Below are 18,067 nucleotides of genomic sequence, written 5' to 3' on the forward strand. Positions count from 1 at the left end.
AAGTACTGTGCATGTCAAAATCATTAAAAAACAGAATGCGGATCAAGATAGCAAGAGGTGATTTTACCCCGTGTATTTTTATTGAAAAGCAGTATAAATAGGCCCAGATTTGACGAGTTGGGCTAGCTTTAATAGCAGATATGTAATACCAACCTACATAAATATTTGATCAGTCTTGCTGGTTAAAATCGCTGTTCTCTGTGTTAGAGATTTTATAATTAGCGCCACTAGTTGCTGCAATCTCTGCCTTGATAACAACGATTTTTCTTGCGCAAATCCTTGATTAAATGCTTATCCAGATTGGTATATTGTCGATAAGGAGAAACGTATGGCAAATGTTTTTGAGCAACATGGTGCATTCAGCTGGTCTGAGTTAATGACTGATGATCCTGAGAAAGCGATAGCATTTTACCGTCAGGTTATCGGTTGGGAAGTTGAAGCGATGCCAATGGAGGAGGGGACCTACCATATTGTCAAAGCGGGAGGTCAACCTGTTGGCGGTATCATGGGTAAACCCAAAGGGTATGAGAATATTCCCAACCACTGGGGGAGTTATATTACGGTTGATGATGTTGATGCGACGGTAGAAGCAGCGAAGACTGCGGGCGGGTGTGCTGTCTATGAGCCCAAAGATATTCCCGGTGTTGGCCGTATTTGTGCTATCAGCGATCAAGACGGTGCGATTGTTTCTGTCATTGCTTACGAGCAAAAAGAGTGTGAGTGAATTGACATAACAGAAAGCCGCAAGGAATGACTCTCGCGGCTTTTATGTTTTTGAAGCCGGCGTTACTTAATGCATTTGAGCATGTAGTTAATGATAGGATCGCTGGTATCCTTCATAGCCAATGCTTTTGGCATATAAGTCGGCTTTTTGAGGATCTCACGGGTGATTAACTCATCAAGCAATGGCTTGAATTCAAAACCAGTTTTACCGATAAACAACGATGTCAGATCGTCATTGGCATAGGCATGCAATGCATCTTTCAACCCTTTCAGATAGAGGTAGTCTTTGGTGAAGCCTCCTCCACGATACGCACGGGCCGTAATGGTGAAGGCTTGATCGTTACTGATCCCATAATCATGTTTTAGCACATGGAAGGTCTCATTAAAGCTTTCACCTTTGACCATCATATCGACGGCCACCACACGTAATGCCAGTGTTTTTAAACGGTGTAGAGGGAAGCTACCCGATAAATGCTCACATAAAATCGCCAAGCCTTCCTGGGTATGGGTGTTGCCCGGTAAACCCAATTTAAGCACCTTCAATGGCTGTATATCGGCATTGGCGCTAGTTACCAGGTGAACCCCTAGTTCATGGTGGATAAGGGCATCAAGATCCTTACGGTTGAATTTTGCCGTTTGGTTAACCTTGATTGTCCGGCCACTGACCATTGCACGGGCGATAAGCTGTTTAGAACCTGCAACTTTACATTTCAACCCATATTCATCGGCGGCTTGCTTAAAAGCCTGAATCGCTTCTTGGGCTGAAATGGTTTCCTCTTCTGGTTCGCTGTATTCACCGGCGTGCAAGAAGAAATTCGCGTTGGCGATATCGTTCTGATCCGGCTGGCCATAGTAGCGTAACGAGTTGTATAGGAACTCATCGCTACCAATACTGGTCAGCAAGTCGATACGAACCGCGAGTTGATCAATCACCTTGCGGTACATTGCTTGGATATCCGCGTCACGGATATCTTCTACCGGCAAGCGGTATAGTTGCTCGCGGAACTTGAACGGGTCCAAATCCAGCTGACGATAAGTAAAGTTCAACTGGTAGTCATAAGGACGGTGCAAGAACCGGCGTTTTTCCTGTTTGATATTCAGCGGGGTGATATAGCCAAGTGTATTGACACCCCTTGCAATCGAAAACAGTTGGCGATCGAGCTTGAGTACTTCACGAGGCAACTTAGAAGCCAGCACATGGCTGCCTGTCAGCTTTTTAACCTTTGTCCGGCGCAAAATGGTTTCTGCGGCGTGTTCGGTCAGTACGTTTTTCATCTCAGCGCGAAGCTTGTCAATAACCAGCGGGAAGCTTTCACCGCGGGCCTCATCCATGAAGACTTTCTTCACTTCCAACGGCATGATCAGTGTATTGGTGAAGTTGGATTTCACAAAGCTGGCTTGATAGCCCATACCTTGGAAAACATCATTGACTTCAGCGGTTACCTCAACATTCGGGAGCTCGATGTTGCGCAGCTTATCGACCAAGCTATCAATTTCTTTGCGCCAGCGACGCGTGTTGACCTGCTTTGTGCCCAGGTTGAACACAGGCACATTACGGTCAATGCGCTGGTAGTTGTACGAATGAACGTCATACAACAGGCAAAGACCGAACTGGCTTTCTAGCGTGTCAATAAGACACGCTAGAATACGGTAATAACCGTCGTGTTTTGCCAGCGAAACCGCACGCTCCTCATCGGTGATCGCTGTTTGCCAAACCGGTTTGCCCCATGCTTCATCATAGATGCAGTTTTCAGGCGCACGGTTCAAGTCGTACTCGTAGCGCGAGTCTTCGCCTTGAAGAACGATTGGCAGCGAGGAAATGAAATCACCGGTGAAGGGATCTTCCTCGAAGTAACGTTCTTCTTCTGTAAGCAAACAGTTTGGCATCAGGTCACCGCGTAGGTTGTGACCATGATGGAGAGCTGTGGCGATATATGGCTGATATTCGCTGATACGAATGGTCAAACTTCCATCGTTAAGCTGTGCTTCAAACGGAATGAACTGCTGGATCCTTTCCAGTACTTCCGCTTCAGAAAGTTGTAGCATCGGCAATCACCTGACGAAATTCATTTTTACGAGTAATGCTGACTTCTTTTGCCTTAACAACCGTTTCGACAAAATCAATAACTTGCATTTGCAACTTGGTACGGTTCAAGCGGTTGATACGAGTGATGCCACCAGGGCTCAACACGTTTACTTCAACCAGTTTGCCGTTTATAACGTCCAATCCCACAAAGTAAAGACCATCGCGAACCAGTTTCGGACCAATGTGCTTACACAGACGCAGTTCTTGCTTGGTCAATGTATGCTTCACTTCTTTACCGCCAGCATGAATGTTAGAGCGCACATCGTCTTTGGCTGGCACGCGGCGCATTGCACCGATAGGCTCGCCGTTTAGCATCATGATGCGTACATCACCTTCTTCAGCACCTTCGATGTAGTCTTGAAGAATGACGTAGTTCTTGTCATCACCGATATAGAAATCCAACAGTGACTTCACGCTCGACTTGGCACTTTTCTCAACCAAGATGACCCCTTTGCCACCGTAGCCATTCAGCGGCTTCATGATCATGCGATCGTTAGGGGTTTCTTCCAGCACGCGCTCCAAGTAGTCGCGGTTTTTCGATACATGGGTCACCGGGATGAACTCATTGTTCGGATCAGGCAGCGATGTAGTGTAAAGCTTGTTATTTGCTACACGTAACCCGTCGATATCGTTCATGATGAAGGTGTGATCACGCACTGAGTCGAGGAAGTTCAATGCCATGGTATCTAGCGGCGGGTTGGCGCGCATGAAAATGACATCGAAACCTGCCAATGGCAACTGGACTTTACGAAACTCTGCTTTGCGGTAAAAACTTAGGATATTGCTAGATACCTCCGTCTGTTTCAGCACTTGGCAGAATGCGATAGCCGTGCTGTGTCGCATAGTCAGATTATTCGGTGTTGTAATGGCGACCGTGTGACCGCGCGAGGCAGCCTCGTGGATCAGACGTAATGTCGAGTCATTCTCTGGCTCAACTTTGTCCCACGGATACATAACAAAACAAATTTTCATAGCAGTCGCCTAATTACTGTCAACCTTGACAGGGGTATAAATAAATAAGCCATCGCACGGAGGTGGATGGCTTATTCGTAATGGGTAATAGATGAGTAAAGGTACTTTACTCAGTTAAGATATCGATATCAGTCTCGACATCATCATCATCAAAGTCGTTAGCACTTTGCCTTCTTTGTGAAACACAAAGTGTGTAACTACGGACTTTGTTGGTGGTTTTGTTCAAATACTTAAACCAGCACTTGGCATAGTTGGTTTGAATTTCTTTACTGCCGCTGATTTCGGCCAAAAACTCTTGCTCACTAGTTGTTTCAGGAATCAATGAACCTTCAGCGAGGCCGCGCATGGTGCGACCATAGTTTTCGAGTATTTGAGCTTCGCTAACAGTGAAAACACCTGAGCGGTTGAAACCTCGTGGGAAATTATTATCGTCGTAAAATTTGCCTACACTTCTCATTGGCTATGCTTCCAAAGGTAATTTACGCAGATATTCTTTCAGGTTGTTTGATTTGTAAAGTAAGAAATTTTATTCGTCACGATAAAAAATATTGATTAATATGAGGGGGAATACACATGTATTATGCCGCCTTTATTCTATTATCTTCGATGTCGAGGACCTTGTGGATACTGAACTACTTAGAACCTTTCTGGAAGTAACAAAAACGCGCCACTTTGGCCGTGCTGCAGATAACCTGTTTTTAACCCAGTCCGCGGTGAGCTTTCGTATACGCCAACTTGAAACTCAGCTGGGGAATGATCTGTTTTCGCGTCAACGCGGAAATGTACATTTAACTGCTGCCGGTGAACGCCTCCAACCTTATGCCGAAGCCATTTTGCAAACTTGGGGACGGGCAAGGCAGGATGTGGCATTGACCGAGACGCTTAATCAGCAAGTGACCATTGGGGCCTCATCGCTGTTCTGGGAATTCGACGGTATTTCAGATTGGATAAGTCGGATCTATCGGCATGTCGATGGGCTTGCGCTGCGTTTGGAATCTATTCCTCGCCAAAGTTTGGCGAAGCAATTGTTGGATAAGAGTGTTGACGTAGCGATTACCTCTGAGCCACCAAAGATTGAAAATCTGCAGGTGACTAAAGTGCGTGATTATCAGTTGCAGCTCGTTACCAAAGAAACAAACTGCACGATGGAGAAGGTGAAGTCACTGCCAATGGTGTATCTCGATTGGGGAACACGTTTTTCGGTTGAGCATAGCCGGATTGTTGAGCTTCAGAAGACGCCAATTATGCATACCCACTCGAGCAAGATGGCGCTAGAGTTTTTGATCAACAACAAGGGGGTGGGGTTCTTGCCTTCGCCTGTTGTTGCGGGCAGTGTGCAGGATGGTTTGCTGTTTCCTGTTGAAAACGCACCAGTAATGGAGCAATCGCTGTATTTGGTATGGCGTGAAGACACAGAAAAAGCCGATATGCTGGAATCAATGCTAGCAGTGCCGTTCAATCAAGTTATTGAAAGTGTTTAGCGGGAAAACGTAAGATCACATCATCAACAAATTTTATCGTGGCCAGTAAAATTACTTGTTGTACATAAATTGCGGTGATCTCCTATTCTCTCGATATCTCCTCTAAGTTGGAGGAGGTAGCGATAAGAGAATATAGATGCATATCACAAATGGCATTATGGGATTGATGACCTTGATACTATTTGTCGCCGGTCCGATGATCTTTAGTATTTTTGTCATAATCCAAAGTTACACTTCAATTCGGTTTGGTAGTGATATTTTGCTGTTGGCATGTGTCGTTGCCAGCGTTCAATTAATCTGTATTTGTTACTTACTCTGGAATGGTTTCAGGAAGCAAGCATGGCTAAGTTAGATCAAAAATTCTCTAAAGGGTCTAAGTCAAAACACAACTTCGATTTTGAAGATGATTTTCAAGATTTCGACCAATCATCAAAGAAGAAAAAGCGCCGTATCGCACGCCAGCGTGACGCTTATCCGGAGTACGACGATAGCTATTGATTTAATGACTCGATTTAACCGGTTGATTTAACGATAAAGGGGGCCTTATGGCGCCCTTTGTGGTTTTTTAGGGTGAGTGGTTTACGCTTAAAGACAGAAGAATGGCTGTTGAAAGGGCTAACACAATGTCTAGAAATCCAATGTCGATGGAAAATGTACAAAAGTTGGTTGGTGAGAAGGTTAAAGTTTTTGATCAATCCGGTCATGAGGCAGAATTTACGGTGAGTGGTGTTACACAGCAGCCTCGGCACGGTTTTGATGACCTTGGCAGGTTCATTGAACATTTTGTGATCACTTTTCAAGGTGATGGTAGCACCCATTTTCCTGATGGCCACTACCACTTTAAGCACCCTAAACTCGGTGAAGTGGAACTGCATGTGATTCACAAGCATGACCATGACTACGAGGTACTAGTGGAAACGGAGTTGGTCATAGGCCAGTTTAGTTGATGGTTTTTGATCAATATTTCTTGTTGTAAATCATGTATACTGCTCCGAGTTTGAATGTAGGTACTGCAAAACAAGAGTGAAATGATGCTAGACAATATTTCTATTCCAGAAGATATCGAACAAGAGCCTGAGCTGGCTATTCCATCGATTGACGAGCAAAAGCGCATTGTTGAAGAGCTAAAGCGCTTAGAAGCCGCAGGTGAACTGACACCTGAAGTGCTTGAAGAGTTTATGACCGGTAAACGAACAGCACCTAAAAGCGAATAATAAAGCTTATAAAGCTTAAGCCTTTAAATGTTAAGTTTTGAGGCTTGGCGTTAATAAAGATAAAAAAACGACACCATGAGTTATCGTGGTGTCGTTTTTTTATCTCATATTTTCCTTACTTTCTTGCTGTTGCTTAAATTTCGAACAGGAAGTGTCCTCGTTAATTACAGCCTTTTTGGTTGGCTAATTGACTAGGCAGACTTCTAACACTTTATAACTATTTTGTGGTAATAATTTCTGTTTGATAACCAATAGTTTATCTATAACGCTCTAAATTATAATGACTTTAACTTTTAACGAAAAAAAATACTAATAAAATAGTTTAACTTTTTTGTTGTGGTTCTCATACTTTAACTATACTTAATTGTAAGTAAAAGGAGGCATTACAATACCATTAGTTGTAATTGTTCATTTATTAGGAGTGCAATAAATGATTGAAGAAATTCAGTTCTATGAGCCCAACGAAGATTTCGGATTTTTATCTAATTTTGCTGATAGTCCTATTCAGTTGAGTGACGTTACTTGGCCAACCAGCGAACATTATTATCAAGCTCAGAAGTTTACCGACCACTCTGTTCAACAAAAAATACTAAATGCTTCAACCCCAGACGAGGCGTTTCAATTAAGCCGTAATTATGGCCACTTGGTAAAATCGGACTGGATGGATGTACGCCATTCAGTGATGCGTTATATTGTTTTTGAAAAATTTCGTCAGAATCCACACTTTACGCATTTATTGGTCAGTACGGGTGACAAGCTATTGACAGAGCACTCCCATAAAGACAGTTACTGGGGGGATGGTGGTGATGGTAAAGGCCAGAATGAACTGGGTAAAATTCTTATGGAAGTGAGGGATTACTTCGCTGAACAAGAGCCTTTCAACTACGTCCATTTTGTTGATAGTGCAAAGCTTCCTACTCAGTGGGGTACATTCCGGATGTATGGGTTTGTTGAGCATGCAACAGGAAAAGAACATTTAGCGCTGGTTTACGGTGACCTGAAAAGCGGCGAGCCACCACTGATCCGCTTGCACTCGGAATGCTTGACTGGAGATGCCTTGTTCAGCGCTCGCTGTGATTGCGGATTCCAGTTATCAAGGGCGATGGAGAATATCGTAAATGCTGGTAGCGGTGTGCTCTTTTATCTAAGACAAGAAGGCCGAGGTATTGGCCTAATAAATAAAATCCGTGCTTATCATCTTCAAGATAACGGTGCTGATACTGTTGAGGCTAATGAAGCACTTGGCTTTGCGGCAGACATGAGAGATTATTCTTTCTGTAAGGGAATGTTGAGCTTTTTAAATATTGAATCGGTAAAGTTAATGACAAACAATCCGAGGAAGGTTAAAGCATTAGAAAAAGCGGGGATAAATATATCTGAGCGTGTTCCTTTACAAGAGGGAAATAACCCGTATAACCAGGGGTACTTGAAAACTAAAGCCAGTAAGTTAGGCCATATGTTTGATAATTCATTTATTAAGTAATACGAAGGAAATATGATTGTAAAAAAGCCATCTTGAAGAAGATGGCTTTTTTTATGTATTGATGGCTTTATACCTATGGGCTGATTAAAAATAAGTGTCAACAATTTTATCTATCTTTCCTGTTGACTTTAGTGTATCGAGTCTTTCGTTGATAAACGCCTGTAGTTCAGGGTCCATTTTAGGGTCAAATGCGAGATAAATAGGGTAGTCAGGGATAACAGTACTAAAAGGCTGCAGTATATATTTGTTTTTATCCTGGTCTTCTTTTTTTAAGTTGTACTTAATTCGCGAAGCCATTTCCACAAAAGCGGTATCACCAGGGATTTTATTTATTACACGAAAGGCTGCACTGTAGTCTTTAACTCTTAGTTCATCGATCGTCCCCTCTTTGATATAAGGAATAAGTTCTGGATAGTCAAAGCCATGTAATAAGACAACAACCTTGTCTTTTAAATCTTGCATCGTGTTGAAATTAAAGGGGCTGGCGTTGCTACTGACTAACACATGTTGAACATTGTATATGGGGGAGTTTGATAGGTTTTCAGCTTGGACTCCTCCCCAGTGCGGGCTGCCATAGGTGATCCAGTTTGTCTCATCGCCTGCTTCTAGTAAGGCGATCATACGGTTGAAGGGATAAGTGTGGTATTGGATATTGTATTGGCTTTGCTCAAATACGGCGTTGACAATATCAGTCACTATGCCTTTGTGCTTATTTCCACTTTCAATCTGGAATGGCTCCGCTTGTTTGGCAATGACATAATAATTGATGGTTTCAGCATTGCTTTCGGAAGCGAAAAGTGGGAGAGCGAACACGAAACCTAACGAAAATAACGATTTTTTCTTCATTTTCTATCCTTGTCTAAATATTCCGTTTTGAAGGTCTATTATTAGATTAGTCGAGGAATAGGAAGATGCGAGTTTAAGGATGAAGGACGTGACAGGACCGTTAAAAAAAAGTCGTCAATTGAGCTTGGCTAAGCAGTTACTGTTTTTGATTATCTTGTTGAGCTCCTTATTTACATTGTTGTCAACGACGTTGAGTTTGTATCTAGAATACAAAGGGGAGTTAAAAGAGATAGACAGTCGATTTGTCCAAATTAAAGACAGTTACCAGTCCAGTTTAACGTCGAGCTTGTGGGTAGAAGATCGCGAATTGTTAATGACACAGGCTGAAGGGGTTTTGAGCTTACCTTCTATTTCTTATGTCAAAATTTTCGACCGTGATCAGATTATCCTTGAGCTAGGCACCCCCCTTGCTGAGGATGTTATTGAGCGGCAGTGGCCATTGACGTATCAAACAAGAAAAAAAGAATTTGTACTTGGCACTTTGGTTGTCCAGTCTGATCTCCAGCCAGTTTATCAGAGTCTCTATGATACGTTTCTTTTACTGCTATTTGGCCATAGCCTCCAAGTATTCTTTATCTGTGTTTGTATATGGTTTATTGCATATCGACTTGTCGTTCAGCCGCTAATCAAGATGTCTATTTCGGTAACCAAGTTTGATGAAAAAAATGTCCCGCTTCCTGTGCAGTTAACGAAGCGCTGGTTTGATGATGAAATGACAACCTTGGCCACGCAGTACAATCGTTCCGCAGAACACATTCGACACCACTATAGAGAACTGGAATCGGCGAGAGAAACTGCAGAGCAGGCAAACCTGAAGAAAAGTGAGTTCCTTGCCAATATGAGCCATGAAATCCGTACTCCGATGAATGGCATTATTGGGTTATCAGGTTTGATGCGTGACATGTCGATGCCTACTGATCAAAAAGAATATATTAGAATGCTCCATACCTCTTCATTGTCTCTGCTTGATTTGATTAACGATATCCTCGATTTTTCAAAAATAGAAGCGGGTCAGTTGGAGTTGGAAACTGTGCCGCTTAATGTGTTTGAGCTGAACAAAGAAGTTGAGTCCCTGTTTATAGTCAAAGCAGCAGAGAAGGGCCTGAATTTTACATGCTCGGTTGATAAAAGTATTAGTCCTATGCTAGCGGGGGACGGGGCTAAGTTGAGGCAAGTTCTAAATAATTTAGTGAGTAATGCGATTAAGTTCACCGATAAAGGTCAAGTCTCGCTTTCTATTGAGCAACAGAAAAGCACAAAGGATTATTGTCGAGTTAAATTTTCAGTTGCTGATACAGGCATTGGAGTCGCAAAGGATAAGCAAGACACCATTTTTGAAAAATTTCAGCAGGCAGATGGCAGTACGACAAGGCAATATGGTGGCACCGGTTTGGGATTGGCAATCTGCCGGGAAATGGTCAAGCTTATGGGAGGGGAGGTCAGCGTTGAAAGCCAACCCGGTGAAGGCAGCATTTTTTCTTTCGTGATTGACTTACCATCTGAAAAAGTAACTATCCCTGTAGAAGAGCGATCTATTTTTGAAGGACTGAATTTTCTTCTTGTTGACGACAGCATGTTGAATATGCGTATTACAACGGTGCAACTCGAAGCTTTTGGAGCAAAAGCGGTAAGTTGCCTCGATCCAAATATGGTAATCCCGATGGCTGAAAAGGCAATGACACAAGGGGTCAGTTTCGACGTGGTGATCATTGATAAGTTTATGCCACTGCTTGATGGCTTTGAACTAGCCAAGCTGCTACAGGAGCATTTTGGGGCTAATTGTCCGAAGTTAATGATGATTTCTGCAGCGCCAGAAATGAATGATGAAGAGAAAGCGCTGAACCTAGGTATAAAATCTTTTCTGACTAGGCCATATAAAGATGCGCATTTGAAGTGGGCGATATTGAAGTTGCTCTCTCCACAAACAGGGGGGGTAGACAAGGAAAGGGTACTGGAGCCAGTGCCGTCTCGGCCAGATAAGAATACTGTTCGTGCTCAACCTCAAAAAGTGATAGAAGAAGCAGTGCAACCCCCCGTGTTGAAGAGTAAGTCAAACAAGCGTGACGATGGCGATAATACTCTTGGTGCTAAAGCATTAACAGAAAGTGTTAAGGGGAACGAAGCCTCACAGCAAGGCGAACTGACGGTTAGGGTTTTGGTGGTTGAAGATACCCTGATCAACCAGAAAGTGGCAAGGATGATGTTGGAGAAAGCCGGTGCGATTGTTGAGGTGGTAGAAAATGGCCAACTCGCGGTGGATCTCTACCAAGAGAAGCACTTTGATGTGATATTCATGGATTGCCAGATGCCAGTCATGGATGGCTTTGAAGCGACTCGTCAGATCCGTGAAATAGAGAAGCAAACTGGAGGTTTTACACCGATTGTTGCTCTCACTGCCAATGTCGTGAAAGAAGAAAAAGATAAATGTTTTGCCGCTGGTATGAATGACTTTGTTTCTAAGCCTGTATCTTTAAAGATCTTGAAGCATAAGCTTGAACAACACGCGGTTGTGCCAGTCTCCTGACGGGGGATGTTTAGCATGAGTTATTTATAAACAGCGCCCTTTGCGGCGCTGTTTTTGATATATGATCTTTTGTCTTTAGCTGAGAGACAAATCTTCACTCAGAAACGATAGGTGTTGGTTGTACAGGGTAATCACAACCGTCAGTGTATTGTTGAAGGTATCTTCTGATATTTCATCAATGACGTAGAAATCGCTACTTTTATCTTTCAGTTTGTTGTTCACCAGTTGCTGTAGGCTGTCATTGATATCACCATCGATGATGAGCGTTTCTACAGCGTTAAGTTGTATATTATGGACTTCAATAGGGGCAAGCAGCTCAGGGGAAGCGTAAGAGAATGCGGATGCTGTCAGTAATGCAATAGCTGCGATTGTGCGGGATATCATGATTTAATAATATGTTGTCAGTCAGTGAGGTTACTTTGACACGGCTTTTGTCAGGCAATGTCAGAGCAAGGTAAAAACAGTTGAAAATGCGCCTTTGAGTGCATTCAAAGGCGCTGGGTGCCAAAAGTATATTAAAACACCGTTCATTACCATCAATTAGTCTAGGATAAGTTGTTGTGTGCTGCTTATTTAACCATTGAGTTTATTGAAAACGTTGTTTTTAATTTCTAATTGAAATTACGCATTGACGGAAACGGTCTATTGATGGTTCTCATAGAGTTTATCCAGTGCGATGGATAAGCCATTCTCTGTCACTATTCGAATGTGTGACTTGTTAAGTAGCCGGGCATTGGATACACCACAGGAGTGGGCGATGACCCCTAAGCCATAATGAATATACTTATTGTAATTGGCGACTCGTTGGGTTTTATCTTCCACATGCAGCCCTTGTTGTAGTCGCTTGTTGTGCGTCGTTATGCCTGTTGGGCAGGTATTTTTGTTACATTGCATCGCCTGGATACAACCAAGGGCAAACATATGCCCGCGGGCTGAAACGACAAAGTCAGCACCGAGTGCAATGGCCCAGGCCACTTTGGATGGTGTGATCAGCTTTCCTGATGCAATGACTTTTATGTGATTTTTCAGCTGGTGTTTTTCCAGTCTGGCAACAACAAGCGGTAAACTCTCTTTCAGTGGTAGTCCAACATAGTCGATAAGTGGCTGAGGCGCAGCCCCTGTACCACCATCTGCACTGTCGATGGTAATAAAGTCCGGAGCACTGTTTTTCCCTCGGCGTTCAATTTCTTCCAAAAAGTCATCAAACCAGGTTAACGAACCGATAACGGATTTAAAACCGACCGGTTTACCTGTGGTCTGCCGGATGAAATCAATCATATCCAGTAAATCCCCAACAGTACGGATATCGATATGTCCGTTAGGGCTGATTGAGTCTTGACCTTCGGGAATGCCACGAATTTTAGCTATCTCGGCTGTCACTTTGCCGCCGGGTAATATCCCACCTTTACCGGGTTTAGCCCCTTGGCTCATTTTGATCTCAAACATTTTGACTTGAGGGTGAGCCGCGATTTCTTCGAGCTTCTCTTTGCTGAGGTGACCTTCTGCGTTCCTGACGCCGTATTTGGCTGTACCGATCTGGAATACAATATCGGCGCCGCCTTCTAAGTGATAAGGACTCAAGCCTCCTTCCCCTGTGTTCATCCAGCAACCCGCTATTTTGGCACCGTGTGACAGCGCTTGGACGGCTGGCTTAGATATTGCGCCGTAACTCATCCCTGAAATATTGAAAATTGAGCTGGTGGTATAGGGAGTGCGACAGGTGGGACCTATGGTGATGGGGGCAGGAGTGACGGCATCCTCTTCCAGTGTTGGAAAAGCGCAGTTCATGAACATGATGGTCCCCGTTGGTTCAAGGCTTCGGGTTGAACCGAAGGCAAGAGTGCGGTCAATGTTTTTGGCGGCTTTGTATACCCAACTTCGTTCCGCTCGGTTGAAAGGCATTTCTTCTCGATCCATGGCAAAAAAGTACTGGCGGAAGAACTCCCCTTGTTTTTCGAATAAATAGCGGAAACGGCCAATCACAGGGTAGTTATGACGAATAGCATGGTTGTGCTGGTGGATGTCAGTGATGTACATGTATATCACCGCAACTACACCTAGCCCGACAAAGATAATGAATAGCCCTGATAGAAAATTAATGCCGAAGATTAATGAATCGCCCATAGTGCCTCCAAGGTGAAAACGCGATCTATGTTCAATGGATGGGTATCAGATTAGTTTAATTAGGAATAAAGAACGTGCTGGTGAAGATTAATTTCACCTTTTTATCCCTATACCCAAGTTATACCAACCTACATAAATATTTGATCTGCCTTGCAGGTTAAAATCGCTGTTCTCTACGTTAGATATTTTGTAATTAGAGCCACTAGTTACTGCAATCTCTGCCTTGATAACAACGATTTTTCCAGTGCAAATGCTTGATCAACTACTTATCCAGATTGGTATTACAACAAGGCGCAGCTTTACAGGAATGTCATTCCCTTTTAATAAGCGTCAACGAAGGAGTGGGTATGCTATTGCTGAGGGGAAAGGAGGGCTATAAAGCCAAACGAGAATATTTGGCTTTATGTGGGAGTGTATAGCTCCCGGATGTGACGGTATCGCGTTTATGCCGCAGTTAAGCTGTTCTTCTTTTCAGCGCCGCGAAGCATGGCATGGATTAGCTCATTGGCTTCAAATTTTGTCAGCGCTTCATGCGCGCCTACCTGGTGCGCTTGCGATACGCTGATTTCGCTAGATAGAGAGGTGTGCAAAATAATATAAGCATGCGAGAGTTGTGTTGTGTTCTGTACCTCAAAAGCAAGCTCATAACCATCAAGCCCTGGCATTTCAATGTCACTGACCAGAATGTCAAATGGCGTACCGGCTCCTGCTGCATGCTTGAGCATCTCAAGAGCATCATGGCCATTTGTCGCAATAAAGTAGGGAATGGAAATACTGTCAAGGGCTTGTGACAACTGCCGTCTTGCAACCGCTGAGTCATCAACCAGTAGAATCTTCAGCGGCCTCAATACTTCACGTTCCATGTCGGTCAAAATGGGCTGTAGGCTATCTGGGTTGTCCGGAAACACCTTCGACAGAAGTAGCTCTACATCCAGTAGTTGGACCAATTTATTATCAACCTTGGTAACGCCAGTGACGAACACGTTCTTACCCAGAGCGCTGGGCGGCGAGTCAATATTGTGCCAATTACACTCGGTAATACGGTCAATGCCTCGGACAAGAAAACCTACCAACATACGGCGGCAGTCGGTAATGATGATATAGCTGTTTTTGAGCTCATCCTTAGAAAGAGGGGGATAGCCCACGGCCTTCGCCATGTCAATAACAGGCAGGGTATCGCCGCGTAAGGTAGCGGCACCTAAGACTGTCGGATGCGAATGAGGGATAGCGGTTAACGGGGTAAAGGGAACAATTTCTTTTACCTTAAGTGTGCCAATGGCAAAAGACTGCAGATGAGTCAGTTTAAATAACAGCATCCCCTGAGATTGATTTGTTGCTGCTTTAATCATTGCTTGTCCCTTTTTTATATTATGGGTCACGCCTAACGTGCGGTGCCTCAATCAGTATATTTTAACGGTAAATAGTGAGGATGGAACAGGCTGCGGTAGATAAATGGTCGGACTTTGATCTTCAGCCATATAGATAAGCGATATATTTTCCCTCTATCATTCAATGTTTTGCTGCGCGGTTAAATTTTGAACGGCTATCGATGTTTTGTCGCTATCTTGCATGACTATTTCATATTGATTTGAAATGACATTAAAAACGCCGCTAGGGGTACATTTTTGCTTTCACACATCATAAAAACCTAGCTAACACTTAATGGAACTTTTTTGAGGGCGAAAAAAATGTGCCTTCAATTTTTACTTCCAATAATACCAATCTGGATCAGTCGTTGATCAAGTATTTTAACCTGCAAGGTTGATCAAACACTTATGTAGGTTGGTACAACCATTACGTGGAGAACAAAAATGCAAAAGGGATTACACCTGAGTAAATTGGCATGCGCTATGGCAGCCATGCTGATGGCAGGCACTGCCACAAGTGTCCAGGCCGCTCCAACCCATGACAAGAATGTCATTGGTTATATTACTCAGTGGGAAGCATGGAAAGGGACGAATGCTGGGTTCAGTGTGAAAGGGGAAGCCACACACTTGAACGTCAATATGGATATTTACTCCATTTTGAACTTCTCTTTTTTCGGCGTAGCCAAAGACGGTTCGCTACACAGTGGCGACTTACGCAATAAAAATATCTATCAACCGAGTGCTGTGCAGGAGCCTGGTCCCCTGCTACATCCGGATGTTTACTCTAGCTGGGACTTCCATATTCTGTGGGGCGAATTAGAGTATATCCATCAGTTCCCAGGCAATGAAGCTTGGGAAGCGGATGCACTGCGAAAAGTTCAAGAGCAAGGCTTTGTTAAATCAGGTAACGGCTGGCTTCATACACCAAGCGGTGTTTCTGGCCAAATGCCGATCCCACTTAAGAAAGCGGGTGGTGCTCCCGGCCTGATTGATCTTGCCCATCAGAAAGGGGTGAAAGTGATGGCGTCACTGGGGGGATGGAGTATGTCAAAGCACTTTCCTGAAATGGCGGCGGATCCGGTGAAAAAAGCCCGTTTCTTGGCAGATGTCGATAAATTAATGGCATTGGGCTTCGATGGTATCGATATTGACTGGGAATACCCAGGAACCGGTGGAATGAACTTTCAGGGTAACCCGGAAGATTACGGCAATTTTGAACTATTAATGGAAGATATCCGCGAGCGTATTGGCCCTAACAAGTTGCTGACAGCGGCATTTTCAGCTTCTACAGCGAAACTCGAAGGCTATAATTGGCCACGCTTGGTTGCATCGATGGACTCCTTCAATATGATGACCTACGACCTAAATGGTGGGTGGTCTAATGTTGCGGGGCACAATGCACCGCTATACCCATACCCGGAAGAAGAGTATCAGGATTTAGATCTTGATCATCTTCGTGTGTGGATGGCAGCCAAAGGGATCCCGTCAGATAAAATTAACTTCGGTGCGGCGTTCTATGGCCGTGGGGTCCAAACCACCGAAGCAACCGCGTATGTCGGGGCTCCAACAGACAAGCGCACCGTGAACTTTAGTGTTGATGGCCCTACAGAGTCTGCTGTTGACCTAGACAACTGGAAAGAGTTCGAAGGGCAGCCAAACTATAACTATATTATGCAAGCCGCTGGCTGGGAGCATATGTGGGATGCCAATGCTGAAGTTCCTTACGCGGTGAAGGGGAAGTACTTCCTCAGCTATGACGATGTGCCTTCGATCGAGCAAAAAGCGCAGTATATTGTCGATAACCAGCTTGGCGGTGTTATTGTCTGGCAGGTACATGGCGATATAAAGTGTGAAGGTTCGTTTGTTAGCTACGGTACTAAGCTGAAGCAATGTACTAACCTTAGCTCACCTTTGGCTGAAGCAATCGACAAGGTATTCTCAGCTGGTGATGGCACTGTAAACACTGCACCAGCCTTGACCGTACCAGCCTCGCAAAATGTTGATGCTGGTGCTGTGATCAGTTTTGCTGTGTCTGCGACAGATGCAGAGAGCGATCTCCTGAGCTTTACCGTGACTAATGCAACCGTGATTGATAACGGTGACGGTACTGCGACTGTCACTTATCAAGCCCCTAATACTGCGACGGACATGCAAGATACCGTTACGGTGAAAGTCTCTGATGGACGTAAGTCGGCCACGAGTTCTGTTGTTATTAACGTTAAAGGTAGCGGTATCGTAGATAATACGCCGCCAGTACTGACTGCGCCGTTGAATGCGACGGTGAAGAGTGGACAGAGCGTAGTGATCAGTGTCCAAGCGGAAGATGCCGATGGTGATTTACTGACTTTCACTGCTTCTGAAGGCTCAATAGCAACTACCGCAACTGGTGCTGATATTATTTTTACTGCACCTACTGTCACAGTGGATACCGTTGTTGATGTGACGGTTACTGTTTCTGATGGCATTGCCAGTGAAGCCGCGACGATTGCTGTGACTGTACAAGCTGACTCGACAGCTGGCCAAACGACTTGGGATCAAAACAAGGTCTACAACACTGGTGATACAGTACTGTTCAATGGTGTGAAATATACCGCGAAATGGTGGACCAAAGGTGAAGAACCAGGGAATAGCTCTGCTTGGGAAGCATTTGATGATGGGAGTGTGGGTGAGTGGAGCGCAAGCAAATCCTATTCAGGTGGCGATCAAGTCACATTTAATGGTCAGACATACAAAGCGAAGTGGTGGACTAAAGGTGAGCAGCCGGCAAATGCTGGTGGTCCTTGGCAACAAATTTAACATCGATGCGTTAAGCTTCTGATTCAATATGAATTTAGTGATGACATTCTTAATTAAGGCCCGCAATTTGCGGGCCTTTTTCTTACTTGCAGGACAAGTGACCGCATGACCACTATATTTAATATGGTGAAAGGGCGTTTGTTAAGAGGTAGATGGATATGGAATTACGTAATAAATCAGGTGACATAGCAAAGCTTGCCGATAACCTCACATTAAAAGAAATCGTGGATATGGGCTTCTCGTTAGATATCTGCGATGAAGCATATGATTCTAACGAGCACTGGACTGTAACGAGCGATTCAGATAAAGGTAAAACGGGTGAGTACCCTTCAAAATGATTGACTTTGTCTGGTTAGGAAAAGCCAACACAAGGTTTAATGCCATTCGGTTAAGCACTAGCGCTTATATCTCAATGGATATCGGCTAGGAATATAGAGCACTGAACGTGGAT

The 18,067-nt window shown here is 44.1% G+C and carries 16 protein-coding genes; 9 read left to right on the forward strand and 7 right to left on the reverse strand.

Annotation, left to right across the window (positions count from 1 at the left end; translation table 11 throughout):
* Positions 1–328 precede the first annotated feature (328 nt).
* Positions 329–724, forward strand: a complete 396-nt coding sequence (locus tag ACVA53_RS21000; protein WP_255043863.1) for a VOC family protein — start codon at positions 329–331, stop codon at positions 722–724.
* Positions 725–786: 62 nt separating this feature from the next.
* Here ACVA53_RS21000 and ACVA53_RS21005 read toward each other — a convergent pair whose 3' ends face one another.
* The 3 genes from ACVA53_RS21005 to maoP all read right to left on the reverse strand — a co-directional run bounded on the left by ACVA53_RS21005 (position 787) and on the right by maoP (position 4,238).
* Entirely contained in the window at positions 787–2,769 is a 1,983-nt protein-coding gene (locus ACVA53_RS21005) for a flavohemoglobin expression-modulating QEGLA motif protein (RefSeq protein WP_446506156.1), read from the reverse strand.
* A complete protein-coding gene (gene gshB / locus ACVA53_RS21010; RefSeq protein ID WP_446506157.1) occupies positions 2,753–3,781 on the reverse strand; it encodes a glutathione synthase in 1,029 nt (342 codons plus the stop codon). Before gshB ends, ACVA53_RS21005 begins: the two co-directional genes overlap by 17 nt.
* 106 nt (positions 3,782–3,887) lie before the next feature.
* A complete protein-coding gene (gene maoP, locus ACVA53_RS21015; protein ID WP_255043857.1) occupies positions 3,888–4,238 on the reverse strand; it encodes a DUF413 domain-containing protein in 351 nt (116 codons plus the stop codon).
* Between the two features lie 163 nt (positions 4,239–4,401).
* Between maoP and hdfR the strand changes: the two genes are divergently transcribed.
* The 5 genes from hdfR (at position 4,402) to ribA (ending at position 7,959) form a co-directional block, all read left to right on the forward strand.
* Positions 4,402–5,262 (forward strand): HTH-type transcriptional regulator HdfR, encoded by an 861-nt coding sequence (hdfR, locus tag ACVA53_RS21020; RefSeq protein WP_255043855.1) that lies wholly within the window; start codon positions 4,402–4,404, stop codon positions 5,260–5,262.
* Positions 5,263–5,601: 339 nt separating this feature from the next.
* Positions 5,602–5,760, forward strand: a complete 159-nt coding sequence (locus ACVA53_RS21025; RefSeq protein ID WP_255043853.1) for a hypothetical protein — start codon at positions 5,602–5,604, stop codon at positions 5,758–5,760.
* A 125-nt stretch (positions 5,761–5,885) separates the two neighbouring features.
* Positions 5,886–6,209 (forward strand): DUF6916 family protein, encoded by a 324-nt coding sequence (locus ACVA53_RS21030; protein WP_255043852.1) that lies wholly within the window; start codon positions 5,886–5,888, stop codon positions 6,207–6,209.
* Between the two features lie 84 nt (positions 6,210–6,293).
* The gene (locus tag ACVA53_RS21035) at positions 6,294–6,476 is read left to right on the forward strand and encodes an ATPase (RefSeq protein ID WP_255043887.1); all 183 of its coding nucleotides are present in this window, start codon (positions 6,294–6,296) and stop codon (positions 6,474–6,476) included.
* A gap of 430 nt (positions 6,477–6,906) precedes the next feature.
* Positions 6,907–7,959 (forward strand): GTP cyclohydrolase II, encoded by a 1,053-nt coding sequence (gene ribA / locus ACVA53_RS21040; protein ID WP_446506158.1) that lies wholly within the window; start codon positions 6,907–6,909, stop codon positions 7,957–7,959.
* 84 nt (positions 7,960–8,043) lie between these two features.
* Here the strand turns inward: ribA and ACVA53_RS21045 are convergent, their stop codons facing one another.
* A complete protein-coding gene (locus ACVA53_RS21045; protein WP_446506159.1) occupies positions 8,044–8,805 on the reverse strand; it encodes a substrate-binding periplasmic protein in 762 nt (253 codons plus the stop codon).
* An 88-nt stretch (positions 8,806–8,893) separates the two neighbouring features.
* Here ACVA53_RS21045 and ACVA53_RS21050 point away from each other — a divergent pair, with 88 nt between their 5' ends.
* Entirely contained in the window at positions 8,894–11,329 is a 2,436-nt protein-coding gene (locus tag ACVA53_RS21050) for a response regulator (RefSeq protein ID WP_446506160.1), read from the forward strand.
* A gap of 75 nt (positions 11,330–11,404) precedes the next feature.
* On the opposite strand, the gene ACVA53_RS21055 is transcribed toward ACVA53_RS21050, so the two are convergent.
* From ACVA53_RS21055 to ACVA53_RS21065, 3 genes are all read right to left on the reverse strand, one after another.
* Complete coding sequence (locus ACVA53_RS21055) at positions 11,405–11,713, reverse strand: hypothetical protein (protein WP_255043845.1); 309 nt, start codon at positions 11,711–11,713, stop codon at positions 11,405–11,407.
* Positions 11,714–11,971: 258 nt separating this feature from the next.
* The gene (locus ACVA53_RS21060) at positions 11,972–13,453 is read right to left on the reverse strand and encodes an FMN-binding glutamate synthase family protein (protein ID WP_446506161.1); all 1,482 of its coding nucleotides are present in this window, start codon (positions 13,451–13,453) and stop codon (positions 11,972–11,974) included.
* A gap of 443 nt (positions 13,454–13,896) precedes the next feature.
* The gene (locus ACVA53_RS21065) at positions 13,897–14,802 is read right to left on the reverse strand and encodes a chemotaxis protein (RefSeq protein WP_446506162.1); all 906 of its coding nucleotides are present in this window, start codon (positions 14,800–14,802) and stop codon (positions 13,897–13,899) included.
* Between the two features lie 462 nt (positions 14,803–15,264).
* Here ACVA53_RS21065 and ACVA53_RS21070 point away from each other — a divergent pair, with 462 nt between their 5' ends.
* Both ACVA53_RS21070 and ACVA53_RS21075 read left to right on the forward strand, forming a co-directional pair.
* Positions 15,265–17,616 carry a glycosyl hydrolase family 18 protein gene (locus tag ACVA53_RS21070; RefSeq protein WP_446506163.1) on the forward strand — a complete coding sequence of 784 codons (2,352 nt, stop codon included), beginning with the start codon at positions 15,265–15,267 and terminating at the stop codon, positions 17,614–17,616.
* Positions 17,617–17,774: 158 nt separating this feature from the next.
* On the forward strand, positions 17,775–17,954 hold the full coding sequence (locus tag ACVA53_RS21075; RefSeq protein WP_255043840.1) for a hypothetical protein: 180 nt from the start codon (positions 17,775–17,777) through the stop codon (positions 17,952–17,954).
* Positions 17,955–18,067: the final 113 nt, after the last annotated feature.

The organism is Photobacterium sp. DNB23_23_1, from assembly GCF_052873815.1.

Excerpts from the sequence above, each read along its gene's own strand:
- ribA (WP_446506158.1), top strand. The coding sequence starts at position 6,907 with ATGATTGAAGAAATTCAGTTCTATGAGCCCAACGAAGATTTCGGATTT.
- ACVA53_RS21000 (WP_255043863.1), top strand. The coding sequence starts at position 329 with ATGGCAAATGTTTTTGAGCAACATGGTGCATTCAGCTGGTCTGAGTTA.
- ACVA53_RS21060 (WP_446506161.1), bottom strand. The coding sequence starts at position 13,453 with ATGGGCGATTCATTAATCTTCGGCATTAATTTTCTATCAGGGCTATTC.
- ACVA53_RS21005 (WP_446506156.1), bottom strand. The coding sequence starts at position 2,769 with ATGCTACAACTTTCTGAAGCGGAAGTACTGGAAAGGATCCAGCAGTTC.
- ACVA53_RS21035 (WP_255043887.1), top strand. The coding sequence starts at position 6,294 with ATGCTAGACAATATTTCTATTCCAGAAGATATCGAACAAGAGCCTGAG.
- ACVA53_RS21045 (WP_446506159.1), bottom strand. The coding sequence starts at position 8,805 with ATGAAGAAAAAATCGTTATTTTCGTTAGGTTTCGTGTTCGCTCTCCCA.
- maoP (WP_255043857.1), bottom strand. The coding sequence starts at position 4,238 with ATGAGAAGTGTAGGCAAATTTTACGACGATAATAATTTCCCACGAGGT.
- ACVA53_RS21065 (WP_446506162.1), bottom strand. The coding sequence starts at position 14,802 with ATGATTAAAGCAGCAACAAATCAATCTCAGGGGATGCTGTTATTTAAA.
- ACVA53_RS21030 (WP_255043852.1), top strand. The coding sequence starts at position 5,886 with ATGTCTAGAAATCCAATGTCGATGGAAAATGTACAAAAGTTGGTTGGT.
- gshB (WP_446506157.1), bottom strand. The coding sequence starts at position 3,781 with ATGAAAATTTGTTTTGTTATGTATCCGTGGGACAAAGTTGAGCCAGAG.
- ACVA53_RS21025 (WP_255043853.1), top strand. The coding sequence starts at position 5,602 with ATGGCTAAGTTAGATCAAAAATTCTCTAAAGGGTCTAAGTCAAAACAC.
- ACVA53_RS21055 (WP_255043845.1), bottom strand. The coding sequence starts at position 11,713 with ATGATATCCCGCACAATCGCAGCTATTGCATTACTGACAGCATCCGCA.
- ACVA53_RS21075 (WP_255043840.1), top strand. The coding sequence starts at position 17,775 with ATGGAATTACGTAATAAATCAGGTGACATAGCAAAGCTTGCCGATAAC.
- ACVA53_RS21070 (WP_446506163.1), top strand. The coding sequence starts at position 15,265 with ATGCAAAAGGGATTACACCTGAGTAAATTGGCATGCGCTATGGCAGCC.